General features: G+C 45.3%; 20 protein-coding genes. 3 read left to right on the plus strand and 17 right to left on the minus strand.

The window, feature by feature from the left end; translation table 11 throughout:
- Nucleotides 1–3: 3 nt before the first annotated feature.
- From AC58UX_RS17235 to AC58UX_RS17265, 7 genes are all read right to left on the minus strand, one after another.
- Entirely contained in the window at nucleotides 4–1,182 is a 1,179-nt protein-coding gene (locus tag AC58UX_RS17235) for an ABC transporter permease (RefSeq protein WP_497254814.1), read from the minus strand.
- Nucleotides 1,179–1,898: an ABC transporter ATP-binding protein gene (locus tag AC58UX_RS17240; protein ID WP_497254816.1), complete on the minus strand. Its 720-nt coding sequence runs from the start codon at nucleotides 1,896–1,898 to the stop codon at nucleotides 1,179–1,181. Before AC58UX_RS17240 ends, AC58UX_RS17235 begins: the two co-directional genes overlap by 4 nt.
- Before the next feature lie 27 nt (nucleotides 1,899–1,925).
- Entirely contained in the window at nucleotides 1,926–3,689 is a 1,764-nt protein-coding gene (locus AC58UX_RS17245) for an efflux RND transporter periplasmic adaptor subunit (protein WP_497254818.1), read from the minus strand.
- A 34-nt stretch (nucleotides 3,690–3,723) separates the two neighbouring features.
- Complete coding sequence (locus tag AC58UX_RS17250) at nucleotides 3,724–4,335, minus strand: hypothetical protein (protein WP_497254820.1); 612 nt, start codon at nucleotides 4,333–4,335, stop codon at nucleotides 3,724–3,726.
- Between the two features lie 98 nt (nucleotides 4,336–4,433).
- Nucleotides 4,434–5,885 carry a sensor histidine kinase gene (locus AC58UX_RS17255; protein WP_497254822.1) on the minus strand — a complete coding sequence of 484 codons (1,452 nt, stop codon included), beginning with the start codon at nucleotides 5,883–5,885 and terminating at the stop codon, nucleotides 4,434–4,436.
- On the minus strand, nucleotides 5,878–6,606 hold the full coding sequence (locus AC58UX_RS17260; RefSeq protein ID WP_497254824.1) for a response regulator transcription factor: 729 nt from the start codon (nucleotides 6,604–6,606) through the stop codon (nucleotides 5,878–5,880). Before AC58UX_RS17260 ends, AC58UX_RS17255 begins: the two co-directional genes overlap by 8 nt.
- The gene (locus AC58UX_RS17265) at nucleotides 6,603–7,136 is read right to left on the minus strand and encodes a DUF309 domain-containing protein (RefSeq protein ID WP_497254826.1); all 534 of its coding nucleotides are present in this window, start codon (nucleotides 7,134–7,136) and stop codon (nucleotides 6,603–6,605) included. Before AC58UX_RS17265 ends, AC58UX_RS17260 begins: the two co-directional genes overlap by 4 nt.
- A 175-nt stretch (nucleotides 7,137–7,311) precedes the next feature.
- On the opposite strand from AC58UX_RS17265, the gene AC58UX_RS17270 reads away from it, so the two are divergent.
- The gene (locus AC58UX_RS17270; RefSeq protein ID WP_497254828.1) at nucleotides 7,312–9,231 is read left to right on the plus strand and encodes a glycosyl hydrolase family 18 protein; all 1,920 of its coding nucleotides are present in this window, start codon (nucleotides 7,312–7,314) and stop codon (nucleotides 9,229–9,231) included.
- Between the two features lie 99 nt (nucleotides 9,232–9,330).
- Here the strand turns inward: AC58UX_RS17270 and AC58UX_RS17275 are convergent, their stop codons facing one another.
- A complete protein-coding gene (locus AC58UX_RS17275) occupies nucleotides 9,331–9,549 on the minus strand; it encodes a hypothetical protein (protein WP_497254830.1) in 219 nt (72 codons plus the stop codon).
- A 355-nt stretch (nucleotides 9,550–9,904) separates the two neighbouring features.
- Here AC58UX_RS17275 and AC58UX_RS17280 point away from each other — a divergent pair, with 355 nt between their 5' ends.
- Complete coding sequence (locus AC58UX_RS17280) at nucleotides 9,905–10,063, plus strand: DUF1540 domain-containing protein (protein WP_497254832.1); 159 nt, start codon at nucleotides 9,905–9,907, stop codon at nucleotides 10,061–10,063.
- Between the two features lie 178 nt (nucleotides 10,064–10,241).
- On the opposite strand, the gene AC58UX_RS17285 is transcribed toward AC58UX_RS17280, so the two are convergent.
- The 8 genes from AC58UX_RS17285 to AC58UX_RS17320 form a co-directional block, all read right to left on the minus strand.
- Nucleotides 10,242–10,628, minus strand: a complete 387-nt coding sequence (locus tag AC58UX_RS17285; protein ID WP_497254834.1) for a Fur family transcriptional regulator — start codon at nucleotides 10,626–10,628, stop codon at nucleotides 10,242–10,244.
- 147 nt (nucleotides 10,629–10,775) lie between these two features.
- Nucleotides 10,776–12,977, minus strand: coding sequence for a catalase/peroxidase HPI (gene katG / locus AC58UX_RS17290; RefSeq protein WP_497254836.1), 2,202 nt, complete (start codon nucleotides 12,975–12,977; stop codon nucleotides 10,776–10,778).
- A gap of 336 nt (nucleotides 12,978–13,313) precedes the next feature.
- The gene (locus AC58UX_RS17295; RefSeq protein WP_497254838.1) at nucleotides 13,314–14,168 is read right to left on the minus strand and encodes a diguanylate cyclase domain-containing protein; all 855 of its coding nucleotides are present in this window, start codon (nucleotides 14,166–14,168) and stop codon (nucleotides 13,314–13,316) included.
- Nucleotides 14,165–16,258 (minus strand): cellulose biosynthesis cyclic di-GMP-binding regulatory protein BcsB, encoded by a 2,094-nt coding sequence (locus AC58UX_RS17300; RefSeq protein WP_497254840.1) that lies wholly within the window; start codon nucleotides 16,256–16,258, stop codon nucleotides 14,165–14,167. Before AC58UX_RS17300 ends, AC58UX_RS17295 begins: the two co-directional genes overlap by 4 nt.
- Nucleotides 16,259–16,273: 15 nt before the next feature.
- Nucleotides 16,274–17,524 carry a glycosyltransferase family 2 protein gene (locus tag AC58UX_RS17305; RefSeq protein ID WP_497254842.1) on the minus strand — a complete coding sequence of 417 codons (1,251 nt, stop codon included), beginning with the start codon at nucleotides 17,522–17,524 and terminating at the stop codon, nucleotides 16,274–16,276.
- Complete coding sequence (locus tag AC58UX_RS17310; RefSeq protein WP_497254844.1) at nucleotides 17,521–19,086, minus strand: hypothetical protein; 1,566 nt, start codon at nucleotides 19,084–19,086, stop codon at nucleotides 17,521–17,523. The genes AC58UX_RS17305 and AC58UX_RS17310 overlap by 4 nt, the downstream gene beginning before the upstream one ends.
- Nucleotides 19,058–20,587 (minus strand): glycan biosynthesis hexose transferase WsfD, encoded by a 1,530-nt coding sequence (gene wsfD / locus AC58UX_RS17315; protein ID WP_497254846.1) that lies wholly within the window; start codon nucleotides 20,585–20,587, stop codon nucleotides 19,058–19,060. Before wsfD ends, AC58UX_RS17310 begins: the two co-directional genes overlap by 29 nt.
- A 20-nt stretch (nucleotides 20,588–20,607) precedes the next feature.
- Nucleotides 20,608–21,744 carry a hypothetical protein gene (locus AC58UX_RS17320; RefSeq protein WP_497254848.1) on the minus strand — a complete coding sequence of 379 codons (1,137 nt, stop codon included), beginning with the start codon at nucleotides 21,742–21,744 and terminating at the stop codon, nucleotides 20,608–20,610.
- 230 nt (nucleotides 21,745–21,974) lie between these two features.
- Here AC58UX_RS17320 and AC58UX_RS17325 point away from each other — a divergent pair, with 230 nt between their 5' ends.
- Nucleotides 21,975–22,940: a serine hydrolase domain-containing protein gene (locus AC58UX_RS17325; RefSeq protein WP_497254850.1), complete on the plus strand. Its 966-nt coding sequence runs from the start codon at nucleotides 21,975–21,977 to the stop codon at nucleotides 22,938–22,940.
- Between the two features lie 51 nt (nucleotides 22,941–22,991).
- Here the strand turns inward: AC58UX_RS17325 and AC58UX_RS17330 are convergent.
- Nucleotides 22,992–23,439 (minus strand): IS3 family transposase (locus tag AC58UX_RS17330; protein WP_497254852.1); only part of this gene is annotated, 448 nt, incomplete at its 5' end.

Below are 23,439 nucleotides of genomic sequence, written 5' to 3' on the forward strand. Positions count from 1 at the left end.
ATTTTAGTCAGAACGCAATGCGTCAATCGGACGCAGCTTGGATGCTTTGTTTGCCGGATATAAGCCGAAAATCACACCGACTAATACAGAGAATAAGAAGGAATAGAGACCGACATCGAAGGAAAGGCTGGTTGACTGCTTCGGGCTGAAATACGGCAATGCATACGAGAAACCAATCCCCAGCAGAAGTCCGATTAAACCGCCCATACCGCTGATTACGACCGCTTCCACAAGGAATTGCAGCAAAATATTTCGACGCTTAGCGCCAATCGATTTGCGAATCCCGATCTCACGCGTACGTTCACTTACCGTAACTAGCATAATATTCATGATCCCGATTCCACCGACGAGCAGTGAAATTAAGGCAACCGCCACTAATTGATTCGTAAGTGTATTGGTTGCTTCAGTCCGTGCTTTCAACAGCTCGTCCTGATTCGTTAACACAAAGCCTGTTTCGCTTTTGAATTTATACGTCAGGTACTGTTTCATTGTCTCTTGAGCCGTATAAATATCTTCTTTCGTAGGCGCTTCGACGTACGTAGTTCGAATTTGTCCCAGTTTAAATTGACGTCTAGCAGATTCTAGCGGAACGATTACTGAGCTATCTACGGAAGCTCCACCAATGTTCGAGCCCTTCTCTTTGAGCGTCCCGATGACGTTGAAAACAACGCCATCAATGTTGATGTTTTCGCCAACCGGGTCAAGTGTCCCGAAAAATTTCTTCGTCACTTCACTGCCCAAGATTGCGACATTGGAACGAAATTCGAGATCCGTCGGCGACAGATTGCGACCTTTATCGATTTTAGCTTTGATGATGTCGAAATAGCGGTCATTTGTCCCTAGCACATTATATTTCTCTTGCGTACGATCATACTTGACGTTAGAGCCGTTCTTCGACATCGTCGGCGCGATGGATTTGAATTCCGGGAAATTTTCAAAATTCATGAGATCATCATAACCGAGCTGCGTGGCACGTCCGTTCCCCGTAGCCGTTACAACGAGTAAATTCGTTCCCATGTTCTCGTATTGCTTCGCGATAGCTTCCGATGTACCTTGCCCGATGGAAACGAGCGTTACGACGGAGCTAACACCAATAATAACGCCAAGCATGGTCAGAAATGTACGCAACGGACTCGAAATAATCGTCCGAAGCGACATCCGGATCAGTTCACTTACCTTCATACGGTCACCTCTTGCTGCAACGGAGCCTTCTTGGCATCATTCCGATAATCATCTACGATGACGCCGTCACGAAGGGCAACGACACGTTTCGCATTGTCAGCGATATGATGATCATGCGTAATAAGAACAATGGTATTGCCCTGGGCATTGAGCTGCAGGATAAGCTCCAACACTTCCTCGCCTGTACGTGAGTCTAATGCCCCTGTCGGCTCATCCGCTAAAATCAGCGATGGCGAGATTGCCAATGCTCGCGCAATGGCTACACGCTGCTGCTGTCCCCCGGACAGCTCACTTGGCCGATGATGGCCGCGTTCGCCCATCCCGAGCATTTTCAACATCGCATTCGCACGTTCTTTGCGTTCTTTCTTCGAAATACCGGCATAAATCATCGGAAGCTCCACGTTTTCCATAGCGGTTAATCGCGGAAGCAGATTAAATTGTTGAAAGATAAATCCGATCTTCTGATTCCTCAGCTCCGCCAGTTCATTATCACTCATACGCTCCGTTACAACACCGTCCAGCGTGTAGCTGCCTGAAGTCGGAATATCCAACAACCCGATCGTATTCATCAAGGTTGATTTGCCTGATCCACTCGGTCCGATAATGGCGACAAAATCACCCTCAGCTACAGATAACGATATATTGCGGAGAATGGGAAGATCTTCCTCGCCGCGCCTATAGGTTTTCGTAATATCTTTTAGTTCAATGATATTCATCCCGCAATAGCTCCTTTCCGGCCAGCATTATCTGTTACCGCCACCGCCGCCACCAGCATTACCGCCAACTTGAGTACGCTGTGCAGCTCCGCCTCCGGCATTACCGCCACCGCCTGCTCCGCCAGCACCGCCTGCGCCACCTTGTTGGAAGCCAGCGCCGCCGCCACCAAAGCCGCCTGCTCCACCGGCACCGCCGCCTTGTTGGAACTGCTGTCTTAAGCGATTAATCTCATCTTGGCTTAAATTTTGCTGTCTTCTTACAGCTTGAGGCAATACGACTTTATCGCCTTCTTTAAGACCTTCTGTGATCTCAATTTGCGTTGTGGAACGAATACCAATTTTCACTTCATGCTCAGTTTCCGACGTGCCATCCGCTTTTTTCACCGTAACAACACGTTTACCACGTTGGAGTTGAAGCGCTTCAGGCGGTATGTAGAGTACATCCTTTTTATCCTGAATCAAAATTTCACCGGTTGCCGTCATTCCGTATTTCAACAAATTATCTTTATTTTCAGTTGCCAAAATGACATCGTAGAAGGTTACACCGTTCGTAGTCGTACCTACTGTCGATACTTGTGTTACTTCAGCTGGGAATGGACGCCCTGGGAATGAATCGACCTTAATCTCCGCTTTCATCCCAACTTTAATGTTAGGTAAATCAAGCTCATCGACTTGAACCGGCAGCTGCATTTTGGCAAAGCTTGCCACTGTACCAAACTGAGTACCGCTCGAAACCCTAGTACCTGGTCGGAAGTTTGCAAGAATATCCACCTTTTTATTCACGAAATCTGTTGAGAATACACCATCGAAAGGAGCAAGAATTTTCAATGCAGTTACACGATCTTGAGCCGCATCCACTTTCAGCTTCTGACGCTCTAGTGCAGCTTGCGCCGTAGTTATATCATCATCTAAGGTATCATTTAGGAAGGATGCAAGCAGATCTCCTTGATGTACAATTACGCCTGTTTTAAAAGGCAAGGTAGAAATACTGCCCGACGTTCCTGCAAGTACTGTCGCAACCTGTACATATTGAAGTGCTGCTTTCCCTTGCGAATCCACTGTGCGTCCACCGATCGTTGCAGAACCCAACGCATTCATACCTGCATCCATGGAATTATCATTCTTAATTTGAATATCGATATCGAAAAGCTTTCCACCCTTACCATCCGATTTCGGATCTTTGGAAATGGCTGCAATCGTTCCTGTTTTGGTAATCATGAAGCCATCCACCGTGATGTCAATGGAATCACCTTTATGTAATTGTGCTGCATCCTCGACAAAAAATGGCAAGGTAACTGTTAGTGTGCTCGCATCGCCAATCGTAGCGATTTTCGTTGATTTATTAATCGTTGCCCCTACATCAATATTGGCATACGTTAATTTCCCGCTAATAGGTGCAGTAACGCCAGTTATTCCTCTTTGCTGCTGCTTCGTTTTCAAATCTTTCTCCAATTGCTCATAAGTCGTTTTGTTATCTTGAAGATCATTTTCCAAGTTTGAGCTTGTCAGCTCGATCAGAACATCTCCCGCTTTTACCGTTTGATTACGAGTCAGGTTAATCGATTTGATGAGAGCATTTTCTGTAGACGAAATCGTTTGGGTATCTTTCGGCTCAAATTGGGCAGTTCCCGATACGGATGAGCGAATATTCCCTTTTTTTACATCAACCGTAACTTCCTTCGTCTCTGCTGTTTTCGATTTCTTTCCTTTTGCTAAATACGCATAGGAACCACCAGCACAAATGATAATTGCCACAATTACGATGAACCATTTACTGCGAAAAAATTTCATTCTGATACTTCCCCCTTAGCAAATGTACGCTGCCTTACAACTTCGAAATCAATAAATCAATTAACTGCTGCTCCACGCTGATCCCCATTCCACGTGATTCCGGAGATGGTGACGCATCGCTGTTCTCATTCCCTGAGACACCCGCTTCAACCTGCTTTTCGAGCTTCCTCCTTTTTTCGAAAGCGTTTACAAATCGCTCCCTCTCCGCTGCTGTCAATTTTTCCTTGCGTGCGCTCATTCGTTCAGCGATTCGCAGCTTTAATTGCTTCGCTTGTTCTTCCAAATATGCTCTCTGCTCGGCGGATAACACATGGATAACTTCTTTGCGCTCGGATTCGTCGATGCTTCCTTCTTCCTCACTTTTGGTGACAATGGGCAAAATGGCATGAGCCTGCTCAGCCGTCAACGCTAATAAAGGTGTGCGATCCATCACAATTAACCCTTGGAATAGCATCACTAGCTGTCGTTCACTTACATTCTGTACATCTTCAGCCGCAGGGAGTTCCTCTGAAACTTGAACAGACACAGGTATAGTTGGAATTACTGTAACAGTGGACCCGGCTTGTCCGGTACCCTGACTATTGCATCCAACTAGTAAGAAGGTCGTGAGAATTACACACAGTAAGCTATTGCGTGTACGGCTCAACTTACATACACCTCCAAAAAAAAACCTATCCATCTGCAACAGGATAGGCGAAAAATATGTATGAAGTATGAATAAAATGTGACAATATTGTGAACATTTTAAAGTTTCCTTTGAAAAACGATCCGAAACTCGGTTCCTTCCCCAATTCGCGAGCGTGCCGTAATGGTTCCATGCATACCCGTGACCAAATGCTTGACGATCGTAAGGCCTAGTCCTGTTCCCGTAACACCGTCCGAGTTAGACGTTCTCGCTTCATCAGCTTTGTAGAACCGTTCCCAAATCCTTGATAATTCTGCATCGCTCATCCCGCTTCCTGTATCGCGAATATACAGATGGACCTCCTTCACATGTTCTTCCACAGCTACGGTAAGCGATCCGCCCTCAGGGGTGAATTTGATGGAGTTATACATTAAATTACGGATGATTTGCGCGAAGCGATCGGGATCAAGCTGCACCTGGCAGCCACCCCCATTATCTTCTGGCAGGATCAGGTGTAACGCAATGTGCTTCTCTGCAATGGCAGGCTTCAGAAGCTCAAGCGAGTCTTCCACTAAATCAACCATATCAACAGGTCGTAATCGGAAAACATCTACACCATTTTGAATTTGGGCAAGATCCAAGAGATCAGCGACTAACCGCTGCAAACGCTGCACCTCTTGATCACAAATATGCAAATAGTGCGGAAACTTCTCCTGCGGGATAATCCGATCATTCATCGCTACGATGAATCCACGCAGCGTTGTAAGCGGCGATCTTAGTTCATGTGAGACATTGGCGAGAAATTCCTGCCTCGTTTCCTCCCACTCCTCCAGCTTATCTACCATGAAGTTAAAGCTTTTGGCAAGCTGTCCAACGTCATCCTGGGAAGAGACGGGAACCCTCGTCGTGAAATCTCCATGCGCCAGCTCTATGGCGGCTCGATTCATCTGCTGCAATGGCCCCGCAAGTTTACGGGAGAGAATGAACAAGATTACACCTACTGCAATGAGTGAAAATAGAAGCGGCAGCATAATATTCAACCGCACGGCAGATACGACCTCTCGTATATCACCTGCAGGGAAATGCAGAATGATGACCATCGGTTGATCGTTCATTTGAAAGGCAGAATAGTACACAAATGTATTGTGAGTCCCCTCCTGGCTGTCCAAGTTAATGATGGAATGGCCTGAATGACCATGCAAACCATCAATAAAGAGGGCATCCATCTGCTTCGGGATCGCTTTACCCTCACTGTCCGATGAACCGTTGGTGATCCCCCCGTTCTCGTCTACGACCCATACTTGACCATTTATGCTTCGAGCGAGAATACGAACCGTATATTTCATTTCACGAATGGAAATCGTGCTGTCCTGAACAGAATTTAACAATCGGATCACTTCGGTATTCCGTTTTTCCAAAAGCTCGATTTTATCTTTATAGAAAAGGTCTGTGAAATAATAATTCCAAAAAATGAATAAACCGATAAAAAAAAGCACACAAGTCGCGAGAAAGGAGAGAAAAATTTTAATATATAGGCTGTTGTATCTCCCCGTCATCCATCGCTTAAACATGCTGCACGACCTCGAACGAATACCCGATGCCCCAGAGGGTTTGAATATTCCAGGTCTCATGCTGACCTAGCTTCTTCCGCAGGTTTTTCACATGAGCATCCACCGTTCGGGTTCCTCCCGAAAAATCAAAATTCCACACATACCCAAGCAGATCCTCGCGCGTAAAGACACGACCAGGATTACTCATTAAGAAAAATAACAGCTCGATTTCCTTCGGGGTCAACTCAATCCGATTGCCTCCAACCGTTACGCGATATTGCTCTAAATCGATCATGATGTTGCCAATTTCTAACCATTTGCGTGGCGAGCTTTGCGGCACAGACGTATCTGCTGGTACTTGCAAGGTTCTGCGAAGCACAGCTTTAATACGGGCGATAAGCTCATTCGGATCGAACGGCTTCACCAAGTAATCGTCAACACCCAAATTAAAGCCTCGAAGCTTGTCCAGCGACTCACCTTTTGCCGTAAGGAAAATAATCGGGGTGTGATGATATGGTGCATCCATCTTACGAATTTGCTCACACAGCTCGTAACCCGAAACATCAGGAAGCATAATGTCAAGCAGCACTAAATTAGGCCGCTCGCTCATGATTGTTTTGAGGACATCTCCGCCGCGATACAACTGAATCGCTTCAAACTTTGCATGCTCCAAATAAAGCCTGACAACCTCAGAAATATTCGGTTCATCTTCAACGACTAGAATTTTCCCTTCTGAACTCATTCCTTGCCACCTGATTCCTTTCGCATGATTTGTTGGCGAGCTCTCTCTTCAATAACCTCTGACCTGTCTCTACGCGTATGTTTATGAACAATCATCTCATCTGCCATCCGACTCGGCGCTTGCCAGCTCCATCCTCTGTCCGCACATAATTCAATGCAAAGGTCCAGCAGCTCCGGATCAGAAATAGGTAAATTCATATCCTGAAATTGATAGTCATCCCGTCCAATCGCCTGCCAAGCTTGCTCAATTCGGAGTTGCAGCTGGGCATCGTCCAACCCCAATGTGCGTACATCCTCAGCTTGCAGGTTTTTCGCTGCGCTCTTCAGCATTTTCACAGCCCCTGCATAGTTCCCTCTTCGACTGTGGTACATCCCGACTGCAACTTGAATAAGCCCAACATAAGTTTGTCTTGCAGGATCTCGGGGATTTTCCTTCCAATATTCTTCCATAACCTCATGACATTCGAAATAATCCCGCTCTCCGTGAAAATAACATAAATAATCGGTGTATGCCTCTGGATATTGCGTCATTTTACTTCCCCTCACCTTAAGTTCATCACGGTAAACCATTCTCTCTCATGTTACTAAAAAGTTAGGGCATCGTCCAACTTCACGCTTTATCCATGAACTTCCACAAGGAGAAACCGCAACCAATCTACCATTTTATACGTCCAATAGAGTAGCTTACTAGAAAGAGGCGGAATGAATGAAAATCGGCAAATGGTTACTCACGGGCACATTACTTCTCTCTATGACTGTGCCTTCACCTGCTTTCGCAGCAAGTACTGGAACAACCACAGATAAAACGACGAATTACCGTGTCTATCAGTACAATCAAGTTCTCATGGAATTTGCAACCTATGCACAAGCTGCAGCATATGCGAAATGGTTCTCGAACAGCCACGTCGAAGAAATCGGGACGCGTACTTGGGTGTGGAGCAACCTCCCGCGATATCAAGTGTATCAACAGGATGTTACATTGCCAGAGTGGCAATTCGCTACGCTGAATGAGGCCATCGCCGAAGCTAAAAAGTGGACGAACGCGAGTGTGCGTGATTTGCAATCCACCGGCTGGGTGTGGAACAATTATGCCCGTTACCAACTCTATCAAAATGAAATTACACTAGATTCTTGGAAGTTTACGAGTTTGCCAGATGCCATCGCCGAAGCTAAAAAATGGGGCGGCGCCCACATTATCGATTTGAACTCGAATGGTTGGGTTTGGGATAACATCCCGCAAGCGGAGAAAGCAGCAATCCGAGCTGGCAGTGTGCAATACAATGTGTATCAAGGTACATTCACATCGCCGAACTGGGCATTTGCTTCCTTAGAAGACGCCATTAACGAAGCGCTCAAATGGGGGAACTCCAGCGTCGTCAATATCAACTCCAAGAAGACGGTCTACAGCAATTTTAAAACTTATAAAGTTTATCAAAATGACACGTTGCTCCAAGAGTTCACCTCCATCGATGACGCGATCAACTATGCCAAGTTATGGGGCCATAGTTCCATTTACCGGGAAGGCCGTAAAATTTGGAACAACTACGCATCCTATCAAGTGTTTCAAAGCGCCAACCTAATTGGCGAGTTTAAAACTTTACCAGAAGCATTATCTTATGGCAGACAATACAGCAATGCGTCCATCGTAACTTTAGAGCGTCGCATCCTATGGGATAATTTTAAGAAGCTGCAAGTGTGGGGCTGGAACGGAAGCTCTGGCGCGGAAACGATTAAAGCGCATGTTGCGAACACAATCGGTCTGGATGTGGATTCCCCTTCCTACTTTGAGTTGGCCGATGCTTCGGGCAATCTTAAAGATACGTCGAATGCGGACACCGTCAAATGGCTGCAAAAAAACGGATACACCGTGTATCCCCTCGTTAGCAATCAGTTCAGCGCATCCTTAACAACACAATTTCTGGCAGATAGTACTGCTCAAGACAAGTTTATTGCAGCTTTGGTGGGCCGCTCCGTTCAACTCGGAGTTCCAGGGATCAACGTGGATTTTGAAAGCTTAGCTGGTTCAGATCGCAATGCATTTACAGCATTTATGTCAAAATTAACAGCCTCCGCGCATGCGAAAGGATTAACGATTTCCATTGACTTGCCGCGGGGCAGCGTGAAATGGAATCATCTTTCTGCTTTTGATCATGAAAAGCTTGGGGCGATCGTCGATTACGTCGTTATTATGGCGTATGATCAGTACTGGCGCGGAAGCACGTCGCCTGGCTCAGTTGCAGGTATTCCGTGGGCTGACGGGGGCATTCAAGAGTTCCTTTCGTATGGCATTCCACGGGACAAAATTATTCTAGGCATCCCTTATTATGTTCGCGAATGGCAGCTGGATGCGAAGGGCGCTCTAGTCGGTAACCGCACCGTGTTGATGAAGGATATTCCAGCTTTAATGGCTTCCAAATCGACAACGCAAACGTGGGATAAAGAGTTTGGTCAATATAAACTCGAGTACAAAGAGAATGGCTTCACTTATGTGCTTTGGGTGGAAAATCAATCTACCGTCACAGCTCGTATGGAACTCGCCAAAAAGTATGACATCGCAGGCGTTGCAGCTTGGCGATTAGGCTATGATTCCACTGATTTGTGGCAGACTGTGCTGCAGAACAAATAAACCTATAAAAACGGTGAAACAAAAACGAAAAAACGGTGAAACATGGATTGGGTTCCTTGTCTCACCGTTTTTGTTTTGCTGACGTTGACGGACGCCTGTTTATAGAAAACCCCACTGGCTGAAAGTCGTCTCCGTCCCGCAATCCGCGCAATACTTGGCATCCGCTTTGTTGACCTTATAACAACCCTTGTGCATCAGGGATTTCTCTTTCGTGCATTTGTTCTTCAGCGGTGCCCCGCAGCGTATACAGTACCTGTCTTCTTTTTCGGCAACGTATTTGCATCTGACACAGGTTTGAAGCTCATTTTTTGGTGCCATTTCTTCATCCCCTTGATGTCCTTGAAGTCCTTAGTGTGCTACTTCAAGTATATTCATGACGGGGTTACACTTGTGCCTAGAGCAGTTATGTTATCTAAGGGAACTACAGGCCGCTATTTTCGAAAAAATGGCGATTATGCGGTAGAACGGGAACGTGGTACCGCTATTCTTTCGATTTTAGGCATTTCAGCCCTATTTGGGGTGAAATAACGAACTGACGTTCCTCAACTGTGCGAAAATGCTCTCTTTTGACCAAATAAGGGATCTACGTTCCGTTTCACTATGTATTTTGAGCGCTATGTATAAAAAGAGGTCCCTTTCGCCAACCCTATGAAGTAGGGGAGGTGAAAAGGACATGGCAAAAGATGTAATGTGTGAAGTTAATTCCTGCAAATTCTGGGCAACTGGCGATAAATGCAACGCAAGCTCGATTTCTATCGTGAGTCACCACGGGAAAAATCAAGCGCGCAATTCCGAGGAAACAGATTGTCAAACATTCGAATCCAAGGCGTAGTTCAGAATTGGCACTAGGTGCAAATCGATTATGTGTTTGAAAGAGGCCTGCAGGGCCTCTTTTTACGTCTGTACATCTAGTTTAACCAATAATGATAATTATTATCAGTCACTTGATGAGAGATTTTTGTGGTTTTCACCTCTCGGGATAAAAAAATGCGTAAAGTGCTCGCGTCAACTCAACCACCGCACCTCACACAAACCCCATAAAATTCGACCCGACAACTATCAACCTGAAACGAACGATCATCCGTTCCGAGAGCCATCAGCGCTTCGCTCTTATTCGCTTCCACATCGAATTTCCCACCACAAACCTTACAGTTAAAGTGCCAGTGCTCTGTTTCAGCCATTTCATAATGACTGGATTTGTCGCCATTAGGGAGTTCTCTGACAACGTCAATTTCCTTCAGTATTTTGAGTGTGTTATAGACAGTAGCAGGGCTGACATAAGGAAACTTCTCTGTCAGGATAGTATAAATTTGCTCTGCCGTCGGATGGGACAATTCGAATAGGAGTTCGACGATATGAACGCGCTGGGGAGTAATGCGCAGCCCTTCCCTTTTCATTTTGTCTAGTACAGTTTCCTTATTCATCATGTTCCCTTTCTTATTTTTAAATTTTCATCAAAATGAATAGAACAAAAGCAAAAAGCAGTATGTAACCACAATACTGCTTTTTGCTTTAATGATTCAGCTTACGCTTTTGCTTTTCAATTACTTAAGATCGTACCGATCCGCGTTCATCACTTTGACCCATGCCGCAACAAAGTCCTTCACGAACTTCTCATTGTTATCGTCTTGAGCATATACCTCTGCAATAGCACGCAATACTGAGTTGGAACCAAATACAAGGTCAACTGTCGTTGCTGTACGCACGACTTTACCAGTCTTGCGGTCACGTCCCTCATAAACGATTCCGTCTACTGGTCTCCACTGCACGCCCATATCGAGCAAATTAACAAAGAAGTCGTTGCTTAGTTGGCCAACACGATCCGTGAACACACCGTGTTTCGTGCCGCCGTAGTTCGTACCTAGCACACGCATACCGCCAACAAGTGCCGTCATTTCCGGCGCAGTCAGTCCCAGCAAGTGCGCTTTATCAATAAGAAGTTCTGCTGCGCTTACGCTATATTGTTTCTTTTGATAGTTACGGAAACCATCCGCAACTGGCTCCAGCACGGCAAAGCTTTCTTCATCCGTTTGCTCTTGCGTTGCATCGCCACGTCCTGCTGTGAAAGGAACCGTTACATCGAAACCTGCATCTCGTGCAGCTTTTTCAACTGCAGCGCTGCCGCCAAGAACGATTAAATCTGCAATGCTGATGTTCGTATCCAGATCTTCTTGGATGCCTTCTAAGATGGTAAGCACTTTAGTAAGCTGCAGCGGTTGGTTCACATCCCAATTGTTCTGTGGAGAAAGCTGGATGCGGGCACCGTTCGCCCCGCCACGCATATCCGTGCCACGGAACGTGCTAGCTGACGCCCATGCTGTTGTGACTAACTCACTCACTGTAAGGCCGGAATTCAAAATTTTCGACTTGATATCTTCTACTTGCTCATCTGTTAACGTATAGTCAACGGCTGGCACGGCATCTTGCCAAATTAGAACTTCTGAAGGTACTTCTGGGCCAAGATATCTGGCAAGAGGACCCATATCACGGTGTGTGAGTTTGAACCAAGCACGAGCAAATGCATCAGCAAACTCGTCTGGATTCTCATAGAAACGGCGAGAAATCTTCTCGTAAATCGGATCCACACGCAAAGCCATATCCGCAGTGGTCATAATCGTCTTCACACGAATTGATGAATCTTCCGCGTCTGGTGCAAGATGCTCCTCAGCAGGAGCTATTGGTGCCCACTGATTGGCACCTGCCGGGCTCTTCGTAAGCTCCCATTCGTATCCAAACAGCACTTCAAAAAATCCATTATCCCATTGTGTCGGATTCGCCGTCCATGCACCTTCAATTCCGCTCGTGATCGTGTCACGGCCTTTGCCGGAGCCATGCGTGCTTATCCAACCTAAGCCTTGCGCTTCAACAGTAGCACCTTCCGGCTCTACACCAACTAGTGCAGCATCTCCTGCACCATGTGCCTTACCGAAGGTATGTCCACCTGCAACGAGCGCAACGGTCTCTTCATCGTTCATACCCATCCGTTTGAACGTTTCGCGGATATCTCGACCGCTTGAAAGCGGATCTGGATTGCCGTTTGGACCTTCTGGATTCACATAGATAAGTCCCATTTGAACAGCAGCAAGTGGATTCTCAAGCTGACGATCGCCTGAATAACGCTTATCCCCCAGCCAGTCTTTTTCATTTCCCCAGTAGATATCTTCTTCTGGATGCCAAACATCCGCACGACCTCCACCAAAACCAAAAGTCTTGCCACCCATCGATTCGATCGCGACATTACCTGTCAGAATGAACAAGTCGGCCCAAGAAATCTTGTTGCCATACTTTTGCTTAATCGGCCACAGTAGTCGACGAGCTTTATCAAGGTTACCGTTGTCTGGCCAGCTATTCAGCGGAGCAAAACGCTGTGTCCCCGTTCCAGCTCCACCGCGACCGTCACCTGTACGATATGTACCCGCGGAGTGCCAAGCCATACGTATGAAAAATGGACCATAGTGTCCGTAATCAGCCGGCCACCAATCCTGACTGTCCGTCATGAGCTCGCGCAAATCCTGTTTAAGCGCCGCGTAATCCAGCTTTTTGAATTCCTCGGCATAATCAAAATCTTCGCCTAGCGGGTTCGATTTTCGGTCATGTTGATGAAGAATGTTCACGCTTAACTGATTTGGCCACCAATCTCTATTAGACGTTCCACTAGATTTGTGACTAGTAGCGCTGCCGTGACTAGCAATACTTCCGTGATTGAATGGGCATTTTCCGGAACTAGAAGAAACCGTTGAATCCATTTCGATATCTCTCCCATCAAATTAAAATAATTTTTAATTAATAATAATTATAATTTATAACAATGCCTAGTAAAAATCAACAACTTTCTTTTTTCAAATGAAACCGTTCTCATACATACTATTTTCAATATATTACCTAAAATTTCCTACTTAAAGAAACACAAGACAACTTAATTTTCACAATATGAATGACAGCAATCCCTCCCCCACTTGTCTTAAAACTATCAATTCTGAATTGTATTTCCTAGGCGGTAGAATTATTCCCTTCTTCAACAAATTGAAAAAAACGCACTAAACTGTTTACTCCACAGTTCGTGCGTCTAGTTGTGTCAACGATTAAACATCAAATTCCAGCTGCTTTTTCGCGAGCGTAATAAATTCCAATGGATTCGGAACCTGCTTTGCATCGTATTCAATAGCACCCATTTTCAAAACAAGCTCAACCCGAAACTTCTCCCGATACTCATCTCTGTTTCGTTCTTCAACAGCATTTCGCAATCGATCGATGACGATAGATGCCCCCGGCCGGTCTGTGAACAGCAGCATCCCCCACATCGGATTTTCCTTATTCAGCAAATAAAGGGAATCGTTCGTCCGAATGCTGGTCTGGCTCATCCGAGAGAGGTCCAGCACAGCTTCCATCAGCTGCTCCTCGCCAATAATACGTCGGATTTCATCCCAATACTTCACGCTGAAAACCATGAGCGTTAAAGGAATATGATAACGAACAGACAGCGCCATGAAGATGGTCGCATCAGATTGAAACGAGAACGTATTTTTCAAGCTCGTTTTGGCATCTACGGTTGCGAGAGACTTGTTGGCCTTCTGCAGTTGTTCATTCTCCATCTGAAGCTGGCGATTCCCATAGGTTAGCAGCCAAGATGAGATTGTGAATAGAGGAGTCATGATGAGCCAGAAATAATTTTGGCTGCCAATCACTCCACCGACAACGACCGTTTGGTAGAGCGTGAATGTACCGTAACCAAAGATGAAAAGAATGTTCAATATTAATCCCGTCGTCACATTCGTAAAATAAGTCACGATCGCAATTAATAGCGCGAGGTTCAAGAAGATAATATTTTGAATATAGAGATTCGGGTTGCCCGCCGTAAATACGATACAGACGAAACAAACAACAATGAACAAGATGAAGGCTCCATCCGAAACCATGCTGCTTTGCATACGTCTCATCGACGATCCCTCCTCTTCTGTCTGTACTTACGAATCAGTAGGATCAGTGAGAGAAGAATTAATAAAGCGACAAGTACCACCGCGGTCATAAAACCTAGAACGTCTTTGCGTTCCATGACATCGTCCAGCACCGTGGATGGTTCTGAAGTCGTTATTTTTTTGAAGCGAAAAGCTTGAATATGTCCGTCAACATCCGTGACTGCCGCATCTCCGAATACTTTCCATAACGTACCTTCTGAACCGATGAGCTTAGAAGCGAGATAAGCGTACTCTGATTTGCTCCCCGTGACGGCAAGGAGTCCAAAGCCGCTTGCATAAGGCGAATCGATTAATTGGAGCGCTCCAATGCGCATACCATAATTGGCCTCGATACTCATTTTTTCATTAGATACGAAGCCTGTCCCGCTCTTATTGTATTGAAAATACAGCTTATCATTGTTATTGCGGATGACTTGGTTGTTCTGATAGCTGCCGATCGCGATAATTTCTCGCCCTTTCAGCTGTGAAGCCGCGACATTGTCTTGATAAAAAAGAACTTCCCCCGTGTTCGTTTGGGCATAACGACCTAATAAATTAAAAATATTCGTAATGGTTTGATATACGTATGTATCATGCTCTTTGGGTAATACAACAGCCACTTGATTGTAACTGCCATCTCTTAGAAACGGATAAGGGTAATTGTTAAACAGCATGTCCGCTCTATCTTTGGTATTCAACTGCAGCATGGAATCCTTGTCCACGAACGCCCATGGCATTTGATCCTGGTTTTCAATACAGCCTGCATTTTTGAGTTCCAAATCGAAAGCTACTTTAACCGTAAAGTTGCCGCTAATATTGAGCGTTTTCGGAATCGCAATATCCAAATGATCGTTGTCGGCGAGCTCCATGGAAAGTCTCTTACTGCCAATTGGCGTATCATTGATCAAAATCGTAACCATCGAACGATCGAAATCCAGATTTTTGGCATAGCGATACTTGATGGCGAGCTTGCTTGCGTCTGCGATGGAACGATTGCCAGGAAGGGAAATGAAGTAGGCCTTCTCACGATGCCGGTCACCAACAATCTTATCTCCGGTCTCCGTTAACGTCATGTTACGGCTTACGCTCACTGTCGGTGTATTTACCTCCGTTGTGAGATCCACTTCCTTAACATCTGCATCCAATTGGCTAAGTAATGACTGGTTGCCTAATAATCGTCCTGCTTTGACCAGCAGCGCCGTATCAGAGGAAGTGACCACCAATGTCGAACGTCCTGCAAGGGTGACCAATTGAATCAAAGCCTTATTATCAAGGTCAACATTCGGTTGTAGGGCCGACTTCACCTCTTCAGGAAGCTCACGATATAAAGAAATGAGAATAATGGCTTGCTTCGTTTTGATATTTTCAGCGTTGTATGTAAGTATAGGGATTCCTTTATCCGAAACAGGATTCGCCTTGGCAAATCCAGATAACGCATAGGTTGCAGCCTCAAGTACGGCCAAATTGCTATCACCTGCCGTAACCGCAATGGCATTCTGACCCTCTTTGATCGTATCCAGCCCGATAAAATGTTGATTAAAATCGCGGATACTCTTTTGAATGGCTGCATTCGTGTAATTGACGGAAATTCGGGAGGTTTTGGCAATTTGCAGCCAATTATCTCGCGTATTGGTCGGCAAACAGGCCATCACGTCCACAGGCGCCGTCGTTTCAAAATGTCCTTGAACGGTTAACGAATTGATACCTTTCACGATCGTCGACACAGGAACGAGGACAGTCAGCTGCTGTTGCTTCGTTTCTTGCTGAACAGGACGAAAAGAATGGAATGGCTGTCCATTCATCATTAGCGTTACGCTTGAACGCTCGTTCTGAAGGAGTCGTGAAATTTCATAATCGAGATGCACCTCGACACTTGCCACATTCCAATAATTTTCCACCTGAAAATATTGCTGCGTATAGGTAACGCCACCAATTAACGACGTATCTGTGAAATTCGTTTGGTACTGTCTATTTCCAGATGCAGCAAGCTCTTCAGCCCAAACGGAAGAACTGCAAGCGATAAGCAGGGAAAACAGACAAACGGTCGTATTCAACAGCCATCGTATCCTCATAATGATCTCTCCTACCTAGTACCTTTCGGTTTTATACCATTTGGCTTCTCTCTTGTACACCAAATCTTTCAAATATGCGTACATGCCATAGGCCGCTACAACCATCCACATCTGACAGTAAGACACATACATGAGCATGATGATCCAGACGTTTGAAAGCTTCATTTCCCCCTTTTCAGTTACTAACGTGATAAACGTACCTACAATGAATAAAATAATGGCCAACCCCCATAAGAAGGAGCTAAAGCTGGCAATCGTTGTTCGAACATAACCCAAGGCATGCAGAACAAGGAGTAAATCGGACATTACTAAGGACGTTAACAGCAGTACATAAATTGAGAGGTAGTATAAAATATCGAAATGAATCGTTCTAGCTGAACGTTGAAACAATAACGGCAGGTTTTTGAAAATGACGTAAATATTTCCCTTCGCCCAGCGGGTTCGCTGCTTAAACCAGACCTTAACGGTTTGAGGCTCCTGTTCCCAGGTGACCGACTTGGGCTGGAATTTAATCTTGTAGCCCATCAAATAGATCCGAAAGCTGATTTCCGTATCCTCTGCGATCGCCTTCACATCCCAGCCGCCCATGTGCTCGATAATACTGCGTCGAACGATGAAATTCGTGCCGGGAATCGTACACAACTTGAACAGCTTCCACCTGCCGGCTTGAGCCATCCATTGAAAAGACAACGTTTCGATATTAATAAAACGAGTCAACAAGCTCGCATCTCGATTACGTGTCCGAAATTTCCCAATAACAGCGCCAAGAGACGAGTCCTGGGCAATTTCTGACACGAGGTAAAGCAAGGCTGTTTTCTCTGGTGTGTTGTCGGCATCATAAATCGCAATGAGTTCACCCTTACTCAGCTTAAAACCCAAATTTAATGCGTTGGACTTCCCTTTTCCACCTATGATGTTGTCTGTATTCAAAATAATGAGGTTCCTGCCCGGATACTTCTGTTGCAGATTCCCCAATAAAACACTGCTGTTATCTGAGGAGTTGTCATTAATGACGATAATCTCATAGCGATCATGCGGATAGGACAGTGCAAGCAGGGATTCGACTGTCTTCGTAATGACTTTCGCTTCATTGTGGGCAGGAACCATAATACTAACGAAAGGATACTCACCCTCTAGGGGGGGAACAGGTTTGTTTTCAATTTGAATATAGTACAAGTAGCCTGCAACAATCAGAACCACATTCACCAAGAGGAGCGACCAGATACAAAAGACAGAAATGAGCATCAAAACATCTGCAATAGTCATAATGATCTCCCCTGATGCAAGAATTTCCGTTTGTACATACGGTAACCAATAATGAGAAATACCATAAAAATAAACAGTGTCCCTAGGATAAGCACAATAAAGATGTTATTTTGAATGGAAAATAAGGTTGTAAAGCTCCTCTTCACTTCTTCCACGTAAGCATGGTCAGCGTCAATTTCCGTGATATTGCTGTTTAAAAAGATTGCTTGTCCATTGATTTGCAGATGCCCGCTTCGCGAAGTCAATTCGTTCGTTCCTGTGTGAACCGTGTGGTCTACATTTTTGTAATCCGCGAATGTCGTCCAACTTCCTAGTAAAGAGTCGATGGTTTGCTCCAATTCGTTGCGATCTTCCGGAAATGGATAGACGACCGCGGTATTCATTGGCAAAGGATCCAACATTTTATGGGTGGTCGTGTATTTGCTCACTTCTTCGGCTTTCATCGTATACATGGATGATGTAAATACGCTTGAGGTATTGGTTTGTGATCGATACATGATGCGCTCATTAGGGAAAAGGATCCCTGAGTCAAAAAACGTTAGACCATTTGCAGTGAAATGCTTGTCATACGTCCAGTAAAGCTCAGTACCAGTCCCAATGGGAACAATGCCATACCCTGCCAATGAATTGAGAAAGGCGCTCATTTGTGATTTTAACACGGTAATGTCTTGGCTAATTGTTGAGTTCACCGATGGCGAATGGACAACAAGACTTCCATTTCGCGATTGGACGTGCTTGAGTGCTTCCATGTATCGTTTCGTTGCGGGAAAGTCCAGATTGTTTAGAACAGGCTGTACACTCACGATAAAAGGAATTCCGGCGTTATATAAGCGATCCGCCATCTCATTCAACATGTCTAGATCAGAGAAAGGATAGATCTCTTTCAGCAGTACATAATTATGGCTTTCTGTCTTAATCGACAGCCAGTCCTTTAATACGTAAGAAGCGGCTTGCTCGCTTAAATTCCCCTTCACCATGTAAGGGATATACGCATATTTCCCTTGAAGAACACCATAGGGCGAGCTTGTCGCCCTTTTCTCCGAGGTCAATTGCCCATAGGCTTTCCCTGCGAATTTCGTGATATAAGAGACTCCGCTTGCGGGAATAGAGCTTTGGGAAAACTGCCCAATCGTCAGCTGCAGCGTATCTTGATCCTCCAGCTCATCTTCGAGGTTCATTGCCTGACGAAGCTTCATTGGAAGCCCATTGCCTATATGCATATATTCCCCATCGTACGTATTCATATCCTGACTTAACGATTCTGGCATTTGCGTCAGATCATCCATATTACGGATCGATAGTACTTTATCGAAGTTATGCATTGTGCCTTTTTCATACCTGTCATAGGAAGTCAATGTGACTCCTACGCCTAAAGAGGCTAGCATGCGCCCAACGGCCTCGATATTCCCCTCTTTCGGCGTGCCAATAGCATAGCTATCATAGATGAGCAGTACAGCTGGCTTCTCTGTTTCAGCAGCAGTGGTGGCACGCGGGTAAAAGACGGTCAGCAAGAGGCAACTCAATAATAAGAGGCTAAATCGCACCAGTCGCTGTCTTCGCATGTTGAACGCCTCCTATCACCGTTTTTAGCTCACGCTCACTTTCCGCTTCTTGAATCCATAGTCGCTTGGCTACTAAATCAGCAAATGTGAGGAAAGAAACGAGATCGAACACTAACGTGAATAAAAATTCATGCTTAGCCAAATCCGCATCCCCGGCGCCAACGATGGACACGAAGATACCCGAGAGTCCGACCGCAATCATCATCACAATCATCGGCAGCCTGACAGCGTTCCGCCATTGCTGCAACCTGACGGCTTTCACAAATGATGGCATATACAAGCCAATAATAATCAATGTCCACAGGACCACAAAACCGAAGGTTTTGGGAGCAAGCTTATCTTTTAACAGACTATAGCCGGAAAAAAAGATCGTTTGTGAACCGAACGGTTTGCCCGTCGACGCCTCGTAATTCCCTAATGCATGAGGTCTGATGGTGTAGCCGTCTTGTGCAGCCAAATTAAGCATCTTACCCGCTTGGTCTGGATGCGCTAAATAATAAATTAAAATAGACGCAACGCTGTATTTGTCGTAGAACTTGTCCTGCATAAGCTTGGAGTCCACCGCTACGGATGAGTAGGGATCGTAATATAAGGTCTCGTCTAACACGGCAAACTGTTTATCGATGCCAAAGCTCTCGAGCGTTTTCTCAGGATTCACAGCACCCATAATAACGCCGCGTGACATGGCATGATATTTATTGATATTGACGAATTCCTGCGGAATCAGCACGTAGCTCCCAACACCAATGCCAAGTATAGCTATCAGCATAGTTGCCGTTATGATGCGAAAGGACCTCTGTTTTCGAATATAGATAAAAAATACGCCAAAAATAGCAATAATGATGCCCACAGGAGCATTTTGCTGCTTACTCATCGTCAAGATGATGGCGCTTAGGACAAATAGTGCAAGCATCGCGTAATCGTTATACCGTTTCCGATACATCAATATGCCCGCGGCAACCATGAAAATCGTTGTGATGAGGACAACACTTTCACTATAAAAAGAATTGAAATATGCGGTATAACCTGTGTCACCTAAAATAAAAATGGCTAGGAGTGCAACGAGATATCCTCGTTTCTTCGTCATTTTCCAAGTGAATGCTTCTACCAGTAAGTAAACAGCTACCGTATATAAAACAATATACATACCCGCTTGAAACCGAATATCGAAATTGTGAGAGTCATGAAATAGAAGATTAAGGGCGAGGGCAGCTTTAATAAACCAGGTTTGTGAAGAAAATAGCGTAGCACCGTTCTCATTGTAATATTGATAGATGCCGTAATTTTTGACGAAATGGCCGAGATACTGGTTGTTATAGTTCGGATCATTAAAATACAAGCCATTGCTGTATAGAACACGAAAGTAATCGCCATTATCAGCCATCCCAATATAGGGAGGCGTAAGTAGTGCAATCACGGTAATCAGGAACACGACAGAGGCAGCAAAAGCAGCGGGGGACATATGACGAAGCAGCATTTGCACGGCACGATTGTTCCACATGTGATCACACTCCTTTCTGATCAGTACATGTACGCTAACAGAGCCATCAAATTATCAAACGAATAAGCTTGTCCGGAAACAGTGTCTCCGAAGCCGCCATTGAGTGAGCTCTGTGGATCATGTATTTGAAATTCGTTCATTTTGAGAATACTATCTGCATATAATTCCTGATCCTTCATCACCGATCCAATCATGGCGGAAATCGCATAAATCGCGGTGGACCTCACATCGTTTAAAGGTTTCCCTGCCATATCATATTGACCGTATAACGTCCCTGTTTTGACGTGATCTTTGATATATTGAATACTGGCCGGCTTTGACTGATTCACTTCAGCGAGATTTAGAATCGTCAGCAAAGATTCCACGGTGTTGATTGTTTCAGATTGATAGTCTTTCTTGTTGAAATCGTAACGTGTTTGATACAATGGGAACGAATCAGACACGTAGCCATTTTGGGCGATTTGAAGCATGTCAGCTTCGAGTGCGGCCTTCTTTTTCTGAGAAACTTGCGCCAGCTCCAATGATGCTGCATCGATATAGCACAATGTAATAAATGAGTTCGTCATTTTGTACGTTGGATCATAGAAGTCTCTCAACTGCCCATTCACCACATTGTATTGATAGAATCGGTTTCCGTACGTTTCGGATTCTTTTTTATAACTGTTCGAGTCAAAAGCAAGGGAAGCTTCATCTAACGCTTGAATGATACGCAAATCATCGACAGTCGCGTTCATCGCATGTTGTTTATTCAGTTTCGGGCTGTATCGGTAGCTAAAGCCAGTTGGTGTATCAAAAGTGCGCTTAGCTAGCTGCCATTGGTGATCAAACTTGTCTTGCTGACCCGTGAGCGCGTAGTAACGCATCAGTAGACCGGCGGATTCGCTTAACACCTCATGACCTGAGGCTGCGGCTCCCATTTGATTTGTATCTAGCAGGTTCGTGTACATGCCGTGCTCACTACCCAGCTTGTTCACAATAAAATCATGCAGTTTAATTCGGTTCTCAGTCATTTGCATGGCATCACCATAGTGGCTTATGGACTGTCGTTGTAGCGTGCTTGTATTGCTTGTATCACCCCACAAGCTCAATCCCTTGCCGATGATGAAAATGACGAATACAACGAAGCTGCCTAACACGAAATTTCTGAACATTTTCATCTCTACGGCAGCTCCTCGTCACAGTCATTTCCAGAAAAAAATGTCGAATGAAATGAGAAAAAGATTACACACTACATCTGAGGTGAAATCTGATATACTCGTTATTTTTGACGTATTTTGATGCAAATAGACGGATCCGATTTTAGTTTTAGTTTATCACAAGCATCATATTGTACGCATGGGTAATTCCTCCCACATATGAAATATGTCGAAAAATGAAGAAGGTTGTCATGCACTTATCTTATCTATCTAAAGCACTAGAATCTGCCAATCTCGTAAGTTGTCTAATAAGTGGGCGAGGCCAGCTCCTGTTTGAGCATTACCGTGAACCACAACTAGCGGACACCGCGGCTAAAATCAATTCCTGCACCAAAAGTGTGCTATCTTCCCTACTTTGCATCGCCATGGATCAAGGCATAGTGCCAGATCCGTCGACTCCCGCTTCTGAATTTTTCCCGCAGCTTGCGAAGGATCCGCAATCAGGCAAAGCTGACATTACGTTGCTTCATCTATTAACGATGACATCGGGCTTCAATTGGACAGAGTTCGGCGGTCAGAACTCATTCCCTACGATGACAAGAACGCCGAATTGGATCCAATTCGTGTTAGATCAATCCATGTCCCACACGCCGGGCACAAAAATGACTTACAATTCTGGCGGCTCTCAATTATTAGCCGCCATTCTAATGGAAGCAGCAGGCATGTCGGTGGCTCGGTTTGCCGAGCTTTTTCTGTTTGGCCCCCTGGGCATCGAGACCTATGCGTGGGAGCAAGATCCGCAAGGAATTCACACTGGCGGGTTCGGCCTTTCCCTTCGTCCAATGGATATGCTCAAATTTGGCCAACTCTATTTGCAGCAGGGGAAATGGCACGATCAACAGCTCATCTCCGAAGCGCTCGTCCTTCGTTCCACTACGCCTGCGATTGTGGCAGAAGCTCCGCGCCGCGGCAGCTATGGGTGGCATTGGTGGACAGATGTCTATCCAGATGCCTCGGATGATTTGGATGATGGTGCGCGCGCTGATGCTTTCACCTACTATTATGCCTATGGCTTTGGCGGCCAGTGCATCTATGTCATCCCAAGTCTGGAGATGGTCGTCATATTGACGAATGACCAACGCAAAAAGAGCAAAATTCCGCTCAATGTATTCCGGCAGTCTGTTGCGCCTTCTTTGATGGCGTTGCTTGCTAAGTGACTGAAATAACTGGAAAATTGCTCTTCTGTCAAGAAAGTGGACGTCACTAAGTTAAGCCACCCGCTGGTAGTATAGCTGCTCAAATTTGGCGGGGGATATGTAACCAATTGTGCTATTCGACCTTGTCCGGTTGTAAAAGAACTCAAGATACCTGTACAGCTTTTGTTGGGCTTCTTGTTTGGTCTTAAATTTTGGGTTGCTGTAGATGAACTCGCGCTTCAAAATGCTATGAAATGCCTCAATACAAGCATTGTCATAACAGTTACCTTTACGACTCATACTTGGCGTTATACCGTAGCTTTCTAGCTGACTGCGGTACTCCTTGGAGGCATACTGAGAACCCCGGTCGGAATGGTGAATCAGATCTTTTCCAGGCTTCTTGACGCTTTGAGCCTGTTTAAGTGCATCTAAGACGAGGTTCGTTGTCATTCGGTCGCTAAGTTGCCATCCAACAATTTGCTTCGTGTAGAGGTCCAGGATGCTTGCCAGATAGAGCTTT

This window comes from Paenibacillus sp. J22P90 (assembly GCF_059692195.1).

What these genes read in the sequence shown, in the direction of transcription:
- AC58UX_RS17235 (WP_497254814.1), bottom strand. Translation starts at nt 1,182, where the DNA reads ATGAAGGTAAGTGAACTGATCCGGATGTCGCTTCGGACGATTATTTCG.
- AC58UX_RS17240 (WP_497254816.1), bottom strand. Translation starts at nt 1,898, where the DNA reads ATGAATATCATTGAACTAAAAGATATTACGAAAACCTATAGGCGCGGC.
- AC58UX_RS17245 (WP_497254818.1), bottom strand. Translation starts at nt 3,689, where the DNA reads ATGAAATTTTTTCGCAGTAAATGGTTCATCGTAATTGTGGCAATTATC.
- AC58UX_RS17255 (WP_497254822.1), bottom strand. Translation starts at nt 5,885, where the DNA reads ATGTTTAAGCGATGGATGACGGGGAGATACAACAGCCTATATATTAAA.
- AC58UX_RS17260 (WP_497254824.1), bottom strand. Translation starts at nt 6,606, where the DNA reads ATGAGTTCAGAAGGGAAAATTCTAGTCGTTGAAGATGAACCGAATATT.
- AC58UX_RS17265 (WP_497254826.1), bottom strand. Translation starts at nt 7,136, where the DNA reads ATGACGCAATATCCAGAGGCATACACCGATTATTTATGTTATTTTCAC.
- AC58UX_RS17270 (WP_497254828.1), top strand. Translation starts at nt 7,312, where the DNA reads ATGAAAATCGGCAAATGGTTACTCACGGGCACATTACTTCTCTCTATG.
- AC58UX_RS17275 (WP_497254830.1), bottom strand. Translation starts at nt 9,549, where the DNA reads ATGGCACCAAAAAATGAGCTTCAAACCTGTGTCAGATGCAAATACGTT.
- AC58UX_RS17280 (WP_497254832.1), top strand. Translation starts at nt 9,905, where the DNA reads ATGGCAAAAGATGTAATGTGTGAAGTTAATTCCTGCAAATTCTGGGCA.
- AC58UX_RS17285 (WP_497254834.1), bottom strand. Translation starts at nt 10,628, where the DNA reads ATGAAAAGGGAAGGGCTGCGCATTACTCCCCAGCGCGTTCATATCGTC.
- katG (WP_497254836.1), bottom strand. Translation starts at nt 12,977, where the DNA reads ATGGATTCAACGGTTTCTTCTAGTTCCGGAAAATGCCCATTCAATCAC.
- AC58UX_RS17295 (WP_497254838.1), bottom strand. Translation starts at nt 14,168, where the DNA reads ATGAGACGTATGCAAAGCAGCATGGTTTCGGATGGAGCCTTCATCTTG.
- AC58UX_RS17300 (WP_497254840.1), bottom strand. Translation starts at nt 16,258, where the DNA reads ATGAGGATACGATGGCTGTTGAATACGACCGTTTGTCTGTTTTCCCTG.
- AC58UX_RS17305 (WP_497254842.1), bottom strand. Translation starts at nt 17,524, where the DNA reads ATGACTATTGCAGATGTTTTGATGCTCATTTCTGTCTTTTGTATCTGG.
- AC58UX_RS17310 (WP_497254844.1), bottom strand. Translation starts at nt 19,086, where the DNA reads ATGCGAAGACAGCGACTGGTGCGATTTAGCCTCTTATTATTGAGTTGC.
- wsfD (WP_497254846.1), bottom strand. Translation starts at nt 20,587, where the DNA reads ATGTGGAACAATCGTGCCGTGCAAATGCTGCTTCGTCATATGTCCCCC.
- AC58UX_RS17320 (WP_497254848.1), bottom strand. Translation starts at nt 21,744, where the DNA reads ATGAAAATGTTCAGAAATTTCGTGTTAGGCAGCTTCGTTGTATTCGTC.
- AC58UX_RS17325 (WP_497254850.1), top strand. Translation starts at nt 21,975, where the DNA reads ATGCACTTATCTTATCTATCTAAAGCACTAGAATCTGCCAATCTCGTA.